We start from the raw sequence: 8,731 nt of genomic DNA on the forward strand, positions 1-8,731 counted from the left end.
GCGTGGCGGCGCCGGCCTGTACGGCGCGGCGAACCGGACGGTCAACTTCAAGGTCGGCCGCGCGCAGATCACCCGGGGCAGCATTCCCTCCCACCGAAGATCTGGCCGGTCGGCGCGTCGTTGAAGAACGGGTTCTTCAGGTCGGCGACCGCCGGGTCCTGCTGCGCCGGGATGGAGCTCGGGAAGGCCGCCGCCTCCTGGAAGGCCATGACGTGGCCCTCCTTGCCGGTGAGGTAGTTCAGGACCTCGGCGGCCTCCTTGGGGTGCTTGCTCTGCTTGGGAACCGCGAGGTAGGAGCCGCCCCAGTTGCCCGCACCGCCGGGCACGGAAGCGACGTCCCACTTGCCCTTGTTGTCGTCACCGGCCGCGCCGGAGACCACACCGAGCATCCAGGCCGGGCAGCCCATGGTCGCGAAGCCGCCCTTCTTGATGGCGGCGTTCCACGGCGGGGTGAAGGAGGCGAGCTTGGCGGTCAGACCCGCCTCGCTGAAGTCCTTCACCGTGTCGAAGGAGGTCTTGATGGCGGGGTTGCTCTCGACGACGAGCTGGTTGCTCTTGTCGAAGTAGGCGACGTTGCCGTTCTTCGGCGCCTCCTGCGACAGGATCACGTTGTAGAGCGTGTTCGGGCCGTCGAGGAACTTGGGGTCGCCCTTGCCGGGGTTGGCGGCCTTGAACTTCTCGCCGATCGCCTTGAAGGCGCTCCAGTCCGGCCAGAGCTTGCCGACCTCGTCGCGCTCGGTGGGCAGGCCCGCCTTCTCGAACAGGTCCTTGCGGTAGCACATGGTCATGCCGCCGATGTCGGTGCCGAGAGCGAAGAGCTTGTTGTCGGCGTTGATGCCGTTGTCCCACTTGGCCGCGGGGAAGTCGGCCTTGCGGCTCTCCAGCCCGTACTCGGCCAGGTCGGTGAAGAACTGCGGGCGGGCCTTCATGAGGCCCATCGCGCCCTCGTCCAGGGCGATGATGTCGGCCGCGCCGCTGCCGGCCTGCAGGCGCTGGAGCAGCTGCGGGAGGTAGACGTCCTCGAACCGGTCGGTCAGGTTCTGGTACTTGACCTGGATGTTCGGGTGTGCCGCGTTCCAGGTCTCCACGGCCTTGTCGTAGCCGAAGTTCTCGCCACCGCCGAAGGTGTGCACGGTGATGGTCACCGGCTCGGCCGCGGCGGAGGCGCCGCCGTCGCCCGCGGCGGGCTTGGCGGGCTCGCTGGAACTGCACGAGGTGATGGCCAGGGCGGTGGCCGCCATGACCGCTACGGCGGCGAGCTTGCCGTGCCGCTTGTTGTTCAACATTTCCGGACCCCTCTCAGGTGGTCGCCCGAATCATTGGGAGGTGACACCGGGGGCCGGTCCCCGACAAACACGGCCTCGCGATGCGGTAGTTCCTCAATGTGCTTTGGGAGCGCTCCCACGAAGAGTGGACGATGGGCAACCAGGACGTCAATATGCCGAAACTCAACCGTTACATCCGACTGTTTTAGGTGGGACTATCGGTATGAAGTAGGTACATACATCTCATTGAGGTGATTGGGAGCGCTCCCATCTCACGGACATACAGTCGGGGCATTTCGTGTCCGTGCGGAGGCTCGCCGGGGAGCGGCGGACAGCCCGCCGATCTCCGGTCGGGGGCCTCCGCCCCCGGTCCGGTGTTCGGTGAAACCCGTTAGGCTTATCCGATACAAGGAAGATCTCATCGAGTACTCCCGGCGGGGAGGCATCCGGCGGGCTGTCCAGGAAAACTGTGCCCATGAGTCGACGTTCACGGTGGGCGGCGCTCCTGGCGGGACCCGTCGCCGCCCTGATGGTGGCGGGCTGCGCCGCTGACGGCGGAGCGCTCCGGCCCGACACGGAGCTGACCAGAGTGTCGGACCCCAGCGCCGCGCCCGGCCCCGGCCTGTTCGCTGTCAACTCGCAGCGGCTCGGCGGCCTCATCGTCATCGACGTCCAGGGATACGTCCTCTACCGCAGTGACGCCGACGACGCGAGCCCGTCACGTTCGGCCTGCGTCGGCGAGTGCGCCGAGATCTGGCGCCCGATGCCGGTCAGCGACATCGGGAGGCTGCGGATCGTCGGCATAGACCGGGGAAAGATCGGCAAGGTCGTCAGGCCCGACGGCACCGAGCAGCTCACCCTCTCGGGGTGGCCGCTGTACGGTTACAGCGGTGATCGCATGCCCGGCGACACCGGCGGGCATGGCCGAAACGGCTGGTTCGCCATCTCACCCGCCGGAGCCAGAGCCGGCCGCTCCACTCCCTGACGCTGCCTCGTCACGGCACCGCGGCGAGCGTCATCGCCTGTCAGGCGGCGGCTCGTCGGGCAGGATCATGGTCGCGGCAGTGCCCCCGCCGGGCGCCGGATGAAGCCGCAGTGCCCCACCGTGCAGCTCCGCCACCCATTGTGCGATGGTCAGACCCAGGCCAGTGCCGTCCGCCGCATCGCTCCGGAAACGCTGCGCCGGTCGGCCGTCCGGACTCGGACCAGGACCCGGACCGGCATCCTTGATCATAACCATGCCGGCGGTGACGACGAGGGTGATCGTCGCGGGTTCGGCACCGGTCCGGCCATGCCGGACGGCGTTGTGGACCAGATTGCGGATGGCGATGCGGACCAGGGTCGGGTCACCGCTCGCCACCGTGGGCGAGACCGACACCGCCGCCGTGTGCGGCGGCTGCACGGTCTCGGTCACCACCTCTTCGGCCAGCTGGTCGAGGCGGAACGGCTGCCGCTGAAGCTCTCGCAGCCCGGCGACGAGACGCGCCCGCATGAGCAGCGCCTCAACCGAGTCGGCAAGCCGTTCGGTGGAGCGCAAAACCTGCCGCAACGCCTGAGACTGCTGGCCGGGATCCTTGATCGCGGCCTCCGACAGTGCCCGGATGACCGTCAGAGGGGTGCGCAGCTCATGCGCCGCGTCGGCGACGAACCGCTCCTGCTGGCCCAGCGCCTCGACAGCCGGCTGGGTGCCCCGCCGGGCCAGCAGATGCCCGCCGAAGCCGGCCAGGAGTGTGAACACCGCTCCTCCGGTGAACAGGATCCACCCCAGCCGCCGATGGGCCCGCTGAACGGGCTCGAGATCGACCGCGACCACGATGGTGCCCGACACCGCTCCGGTGACGGCGTGCGAGAACGGGACCGCGAGCAACCGTGAACGACGCCCCACGCTGGTGACGGTCGCGGCGAGTTCGCCGCGCCCCTGCCAGACGGGCCGGGCGAGGCCGCGCAGAACCTCTGGCGCGATCACCGGCAGGCTCGACGGATACGCGAAGACGAGGCGGACGTCGGTGCGGGTACCTTCGTACACGTGCACCGCGGTCGGGCCCTTCGACGCCGGATCGGCGAAGAGGCGGTCCAGCCGCAGCGCGCCGGACTCGTAGTACAGCAGGGCTTTCGCGGTCCGGGCGGTGCGCTCCAGCTCCGCCCGGACGAGACCGTCGCGCTGCTGCTGGTCGACGACCATCGCGACGGTTCCCATACCGGCCAGACCCATCACATTGAGAGCCGTCAGCAGCAGGGCCAGGCGGATCCGAAGCCCGTTGAGGCGCCCGGTCGTCTGCAGATGCGTCGGCTGCGTCCCCTTCTGACCCCTGCCGCCGGTATCGGGGCCGCGAAGACGTAGCGGGTTCACAGCCGCACGGGCCCGGCCCGGTAACCGGTACCCCGCATCGTGAAGATCACGGCAGGCTCACCGAGCTTGCGTCTCAGCTGGTTGACGACGACGTCCACCACGTTGGACGCCGGGTCGGCCCGCTCGTCCCAGCAGTGCTCGATGAGCTCGGTACGGGTGACGACAGCCGGTTGGTGGGTCATCAGGATCTCAAGGACCGCGAACTCCTTGGGCGTGAGGGTTTGCAGCACCCCGGCGCGGCGGACCTCCCGGCGGGCCACGTCGAGCGTGACGTCGCCGACGCGCAGAACCGGCGGGACCATCGTGGTGCGGCGACGGCACAGGGCGCGCACCCGCAAGACCAGCTCGTCGGTGGAGAACGGCTTGGTCAGATAGTCGTCGGCGCCGGCCTCCAGGCCTGCCACCCGGTCGCTGATGTCGTCGAGCGCGGTCAGCATGATCGCTGGTACGGCCATGCCGGCCTGACGGCGCCGGTGGAGTTCGTCGGCCGAGTCGCCTTCCGGGAGCATCCGGTCGAGGATCAGGCAGTCGTAGTCGTTGACGCTCATGCTGAGGTCGGCCTGGCTCCAGTTGGCCGCCTCGTCGACGGCGAAGCCGGCCGAACGCAGCCCGGAGACGACGACACCACGCACGTCGGGATCATCCTCGACGACGATCACACGCATGGGACGAGGGTAGCGATCTGCCGGGGGAGTTCAAGACGAGGGTGGCGACCTGTCAGGAGAGTTCGACCAGCCGCGTGCGGAGCGGGCCGGGGCGTCCGAGCGTTCACCCGCCCGATCACCGCGCGTGATCACAGGGCATCGCGGAACTCGGATGAAGGCTCCTGACGAACCTCTCCTCCGGGGATCGGATCGGTTCCCGTTTCCGTGGTACTTCTCCCCCTTCACCGGATCTTCATCGAATCCTCATGATCATCATCGCAGAATTCATGTCGGGCGCCCGCGGTGCGGGACGCCCCCGTACGCTGTGGCATCCGCCAGGCGGCGGCTGGACGGCCGAAGCGCCTGGAGGCGATCGATGCGCAGCGCCCGCCGGTTGACCGCCTTCGCCGTGGCGGCGACGACGTCGAGCACCTCGGCGGCGTCGTCGGCGTCGGTGGCATCGGGGACCTCAAGGGGATCGGTGTTCATGACCCGGAACCATATCCTCAAATCCAGAAATGACAATATGATGGTGGAGGGGTGATGCTATGACCATGACGTCGAGTTCGATCGAGCTGAGCGAGCAGGCGCGCGGCTTCCTCAAGGCGATGGCCAGCGACACTCGCCAGCAGATCCTGATGCTGTTCGCCGGCGGAATCGAGCTGACCGTCAGCCAGGTCGCTGAGCGCATGTCGCTGGCCCAGTCGGCTACCTCAACCCATCTGGCGACGCTTCGCGATGGTGGGGTGCTGGTTTCCCGGCGGGAGTGGAAGACCGTCTACTACCGCGCTGATCCCGGCCGGATCGGCCAGGCTCTGGCCGATCTGCAGCTCAGCTTGCAGGCGTGTTGCCCGCCGAACGCCTGCACCCCGGACGCCGCCTGCGGGTAAATCCTGGCCTGTCGGCACGCTGCCTTCGCCGGTGAGCGACTCGACGTAGCTATGAGGCGATGGCTGCGGGAAGTCTGCGCGCGATGGCCAGAATCCGGATCGCACTTGCCGGTACGGCTACCGCCATCGGCCACACCAGTATCGGCGCCATGACCGCGATCACGGTCAGCATGAGCACGTCAAGGATGATCAACCCCAGGGCGCTGCCGATCATGGTCAGGCGTGTTCGCCGATAGGCCCGTTTCTCCCGGGCCACGGCGACCAAGGCGCACACGATCGTCACGAGTGCCGCACCGTACAAGATCTTGGCGGGGAGCGGCAGGGGCCAGGTCCACGCGCCCGCTGTGAGCAGCGTGACAGCCCAGGCGATGGCCATGAGGGGGCCGGTGAGGAGCAGGACGATGGCGGTGCGGCGCCACGGTGATTCACGCAAGAAGGCGGCCGTGACCATGTCGGCGTCGCCGAACTCCGCGATGGCGGCCCGTGCGGCTTGCTCGGGGTCGCCGCAGGCGTCGAGATGGAGTTCGTAGGCCTCCTCGAGCCCGTCGGCGAGCTCCTCCATCGCCTGGACGGGCAGCCGGGCCGCGAGGACGTCGAGCTGCGCGGTGATCAGGTCGTGGCCGGCCATGGCCGCGCCCCCAGCGCCGCGGTGACCGCGGTCGCGAACTCCTGCCAGCTGGCTCGCTCGCCGCCGAGCGCCGTACGTCCGGCGCTGGTGAGTTCATAGCTGCGGCGGCGCCGACCGGCGACAACCGACCAGCTCCCGGCGATCAATCCGGCCCGCTCCAGGCGGTGCAGTGCCGGGTAGACGGTGCCGGTGGGCAGATCGATGCGCCCCTTCGTCGCTTCCCGAAGGGCTTCCTTCACCGCGTACCCGTGCATCGGCCCGCTCTCCAGCGCGGCGAGCAGCAGGCCGTCCAGGTGTCCTTTGAGCGCTTCGGCCCTCATAGGTAGTAACGCTATATCGGCCCTTCCGTCCAGGCAATTGCCGGAGTAGCGTCGCTATATATAGCAATACTACGCATGGGGTGCGGCATGGATGAGATCACCGTCTTCGGTCTCCCGGTTCCGAATGCGGGGCCGGTCTTCCTGGCGGCGCTGGCCGTCCATGTCATCGCCGGTCTGGTCTGCGTGATCTGCGGTGCGGTGGCCGCGCTGTCGCGCAAGGGCGGCGCTCGGCACCTGCGGTTCGGCCGGATCTACATTTGGGGCCTGGCGGTCGTCTTCGCCACGATGACGATCTTGGCGGTGATCCGCTGGCGGGAGAATGCCCACCTGTTCGCCATCGGCTCGCTGGCCTTCACCGCAGGCCTGCTCGGCTACCTGAACCGGCGTCGCCGACCGTACATCCACATCGCGGGGATGGGGCTGTCCTATGTCGCGCTGCTGACCGGGTTTTACGTCGACAACGGCCCCAACCTGCCGCTCTGGGACCGGCTCCCCACCTGGAGCTACTGGGCACTGCCCAGCCTCGTCGGACTTCCCCTGATCGCACGCGCGATCAAGCGCGCCCTTCCTATGAGGCGGGCGACGCCATGATCTTCAAATAGGCGCTCCTCTGATTTGACAGATCTCCAATCAGCGCGGCAATCTATCTCTTGATTCGACAATCTTCTAATCAAAAGGTGTGGTGTGCGCTCTGCCTCGCTGGCCCGCCAGGACGTTAGGCCGTCACGTTCGACGCACCCCGCTCTCAGGTGTGTGACGCGAGCCGCCGCGCTGACGGAGTCATCGTTCACATCCATAAGCCTGTCGATCCGCTGGTCCTTGACGATCACTACGCGTTTTCAGGAGAAGAGCCATGAGTGATGGATGCTGCGGCCCGGCCGCGATCGAGATCGAGCAGTTCCTCGCCCCCGCGCAGGCCGATGCGCTGCCGATCGTGGTCATCGGGGCGGGCCCGGTCGGCCTGGCCGCCGCGGCGCACCTGGCCGAGCGCGGTCTGAACTTCCTCATCCTGGAGGCCGGGCAGCAGGTCGGCGCCTCGGTCGCCCAGTGGAGTCACGTGAGGGTCTTCAGCCCGTGGAAGTACAACATCGACGCCGCAGCCCGCCGCCTGCTTCAGGCCGGCGGCTGGACGGCACCCGACGCGGACTGGCTGCCGACCGGCGCCGAGCTGATCGAGGACTACCTGGCCCCGCTGGCCACACTGTTCAGCTCCCGGCTGCGGCTGGGCGTGCGGGTGAGTGCGATCAGCCGCCTGGGCTATGACCGGGTCCGTACCACGGGACGTGAGGATGCGCCGTTCCTCATCCGCACCGAAGGTGGCGAGGAACTCCAGGCCAAGGCCGTCATCGACGCCTCCGGCACCTACCTCACTCCCAACGTGCTGGGCGCAAGCGGCCTGCCCGCCTACGGTGAGGCCGACGCCGCCCTCGACCACGCGCTGCCCGATGTGCTGGGCGCCGACCGCGACGCCTACGCGGGCAGGCACACCCTCGTGGTGGGCGCCGGCCACTCGGCGGCCACCACGCTGCTGGCTCTGGCCGAGCTGCAGGATGCGCAGATCACCTGGGCGATCCGCGCCACCAACGCCAGCCGTACCTACGGCGGTGGCGAGGCCGATGCCCTTCCGGCGCGCGGCGCGATCGGCACCCGGCTGCGGGCACACGTCGACTCCGGCCGCATCACGCTGGTGACCGGCTTCCACACCCACGCCCTCACCCTGACCGACGGCCAGGTGACGGTACTCAGCCGCGACCCGTCCGGCGCCGAGCAGTCCATCACCGTCGACCGGATCGTGGCCGCCACCGGATACCGGCCCGACCACTCCATCGCCTCGGAACTGCGCTTGGACCTCGATGCGATCCTTGGCTCCCCCCGCGTACTGGCTCCGCTGATCGACCCCAACGCCCACTCCTGTGGCACCGTCCCGGCTCACGGCGTCCGTGAGCTTTCCCACTCGGAAAGCGGCTACTACGCCGTCGGGGTCAAGAGCTACGGCCGCGCCCCCACCTTCCTGATGGCCACCGGGTACGAGCAGGTCCGCTCGGTTGTCGCCGCGCTGGCCGGGGACTGGGAGGCCGCCCACGACGTGCAGCTGGACCTGCCCGAGACCGGCGTGTGCTCCTCCAATCTGGCCGAGGCCCAGGAGCAGCGGGTTGGCCTGGCCACCGGCATCAGCGGCGGCCTGCTGGCCACCCCGCTCCCGCTGGTCACCGTCGGCGGCGGCGATGGCGAGGGGGGTGGCTGCTGCGGCTGAACGCGCCGGCCATCGACCAGCGCCGAAGCCGCACTGATAAGGAACGTCAGATGTCTGAGGGATACCCCACCGCCGCTCAGAAGGAAGCCTTGCGCCTGATCTGCGAGCACGGGCCGATCGACACCCGCCGCCTGGGTGAGCACCTGGTCGCCGCCCGCCGGTCGAGCAGTAATCCGGGCTACGCCCCGGCGATCGCTCGGACGGCCGGAGCCCTGGCTTGGCGGCTGCAGGCTCAGGGGTTCATTGCCGAAGACCCCTGCAGTGCCCTGTGGATGACCACGGCGGATGGACGCCGACTGATCGGCTGCGCCGGTGACCGCGGGTGAGCTCCGCCGCTGAAGCCGCCGCTGAGGCCGCCGCCCCCCGCCCCAGGGGGCGGC

Annotated in this window: 11 protein-coding genes; 5 read left to right on the plus strand and 6 right to left on the minus strand. The window is 68.8% G+C overall.

What is annotated here, in order from left to right; translation table 11 throughout:
• Window positions 1–68: 68 nt before the first annotated feature.
• Entirely contained in the window at window positions 69–1,286 is a 1,218-nt protein-coding gene (locus tag ABZ260_RS39840) for an ABC transporter substrate-binding protein (RefSeq protein ID WP_355627944.1), read from the minus strand.
• A gap of 454 nt (window positions 1,287–1,740) precedes the next feature.
• On the opposite strand from ABZ260_RS39840, the gene ABZ260_RS39845 reads away from it, so the two are divergent.
• A complete protein-coding gene (locus ABZ260_RS39845) occupies window positions 1,741–2,250 on the plus strand; it encodes a hypothetical protein (protein ID WP_355627947.1) in 510 nt (169 codons plus the stop codon).
• Between the two features lie 30 nt (window positions 2,251–2,280).
• Here the strand turns inward: ABZ260_RS39845 and ABZ260_RS39850 are convergent, their stop codons facing one another.
• The 3 genes from ABZ260_RS39850 to ABZ260_RS39860 form a co-directional block, all read right to left on the minus strand.
• A complete protein-coding gene (locus ABZ260_RS39850) occupies window positions 2,281–3,615 on the minus strand; it encodes a HAMP domain-containing sensor histidine kinase (protein WP_355627950.1) in 1,335 nt (444 codons plus the stop codon).
• Entirely contained in the window at window positions 3,612–4,280 is a 669-nt protein-coding gene (locus ABZ260_RS39855; protein ID WP_355627953.1) for a response regulator transcription factor, read from the minus strand. Before ABZ260_RS39855 ends, ABZ260_RS39850 begins: the two co-directional genes overlap by 4 nt.
• 264 nt (window positions 4,281–4,544) lie before the next feature.
• Window positions 4,545–4,748, minus strand: a complete 204-nt coding sequence (locus ABZ260_RS39860) for a hypothetical protein (protein ID WP_355627956.1) — start codon at window positions 4,746–4,748, stop codon at window positions 4,545–4,547.
• 59 nt (window positions 4,749–4,807) lie between these two features.
• Between ABZ260_RS39860 and ABZ260_RS39865 the strand changes: the two genes are divergently transcribed.
• Window positions 4,808–5,149, plus strand: coding sequence for a metalloregulator ArsR/SmtB family transcription factor (locus tag ABZ260_RS39865; protein ID WP_355627958.1), 342 nt, complete (start codon window positions 4,808–4,810; stop codon window positions 5,147–5,149).
• A gap of 49 nt (window positions 5,150–5,198) precedes the next feature.
• On the opposite strand, the gene ABZ260_RS39870 is transcribed toward ABZ260_RS39865, so the two are convergent.
• The gene (locus tag ABZ260_RS39870) at window positions 5,199–5,777 is read right to left on the minus strand and encodes a hypothetical protein (RefSeq protein WP_355627960.1); all 579 of its coding nucleotides are present in this window, start codon (window positions 5,775–5,777) and stop codon (window positions 5,199–5,201) included.
• Window positions 5,759–6,097, minus strand: coding sequence for a helix-turn-helix transcriptional regulator (locus tag ABZ260_RS39875; protein ID WP_355627963.1), 339 nt, complete (start codon window positions 6,095–6,097; stop codon window positions 5,759–5,761). Before ABZ260_RS39875 ends, ABZ260_RS39870 begins: the two co-directional genes overlap by 19 nt.
• A gap of 87 nt (window positions 6,098–6,184) precedes the next feature.
• Here ABZ260_RS39875 and ABZ260_RS39880 point away from each other — a divergent pair, with 87 nt between their 5' ends.
• The 3 genes from ABZ260_RS39880 to ABZ260_RS39890 all read left to right on the plus strand — a co-directional run bounded on the left by ABZ260_RS39880 (window position 6,185) and on the right by ABZ260_RS39890 (window position 8,677).
• Window positions 6,185–6,688: a hypothetical protein gene (locus ABZ260_RS39880; protein WP_355627965.1), complete on the plus strand. Its 504-nt coding sequence runs from the start codon at window positions 6,185–6,187 to the stop codon at window positions 6,686–6,688.
• Between the two features lie 262 nt (window positions 6,689–6,950).
• Window positions 6,951–8,351 (plus strand): FAD-dependent oxidoreductase, encoded by a 1,401-nt coding sequence (locus ABZ260_RS39885; RefSeq protein ID WP_355627968.1) that lies wholly within the window; start codon window positions 6,951–6,953, stop codon window positions 8,349–8,351.
• Between the two features lie 50 nt (window positions 8,352–8,401).
• A complete protein-coding gene (locus ABZ260_RS39890; RefSeq protein ID WP_355627971.1) occupies window positions 8,402–8,677 on the plus strand; it encodes a hypothetical protein in 276 nt (91 codons plus the stop codon).
• Window positions 8,678–8,731: the final 54 nt, after the last annotated feature.

The organism is Streptosporangium sp. NPDC006013 (assembly GCF_040614275.1).
Taxonomy (GTDB): domain Bacteria; phylum Actinomycetota; class Actinomycetes; order Streptosporangiales; family Streptosporangiaceae; genus Streptosporangium.

Coding starts and splice junctions, on each gene's coding strand:
- ABZ260_RS39840 (WP_355627944.1), bottom strand. CDS start 1,286: ATGTTGAACAACAAGCGGCACGGCAAGCTCGCCGCCGTAGCGGTCATG.
- ABZ260_RS39845 (WP_355627947.1), top strand. CDS start 1,741: ATGAGTCGACGTTCACGGTGGGCGGCGCTCCTGGCGGGACCCGTCGCC.
- ABZ260_RS39855 (WP_355627953.1), bottom strand. CDS start 4,280: ATGCGTGTGATCGTCGTCGAGGATGATCCCGACGTGCGTGGTGTCGTC.
- ABZ260_RS39860 (WP_355627956.1), bottom strand. CDS start 4,748: ATGAACACCGATCCCCTTGAGGTCCCCGATGCCACCGACGCCGACGAC.
- ABZ260_RS39865 (WP_355627958.1), top strand. CDS start 4,808: ATGACCATGACGTCGAGTTCGATCGAGCTGAGCGAGCAGGCGCGCGGC.
- ABZ260_RS39870 (WP_355627960.1), bottom strand. CDS start 5,777: ATGGCCGGCCACGACCTGATCACCGCGCAGCTCGACGTCCTCGCGGCC.
- ABZ260_RS39875 (WP_355627963.1), bottom strand. CDS start 6,097: ATGAGGGCCGAAGCGCTCAAAGGACACCTGGACGGCCTGCTGCTCGCC.
- ABZ260_RS39880 (WP_355627965.1), top strand. CDS start 6,185: ATGGATGAGATCACCGTCTTCGGTCTCCCGGTTCCGAATGCGGGGCCG.
- ABZ260_RS39885 (WP_355627968.1), top strand. CDS start 6,951: ATGAGTGATGGATGCTGCGGCCCGGCCGCGATCGAGATCGAGCAGTTC.
- ABZ260_RS39890 (WP_355627971.1), top strand. CDS start 8,402: ATGTCTGAGGGATACCCCACCGCCGCTCAGAAGGAAGCCTTGCGCCTG.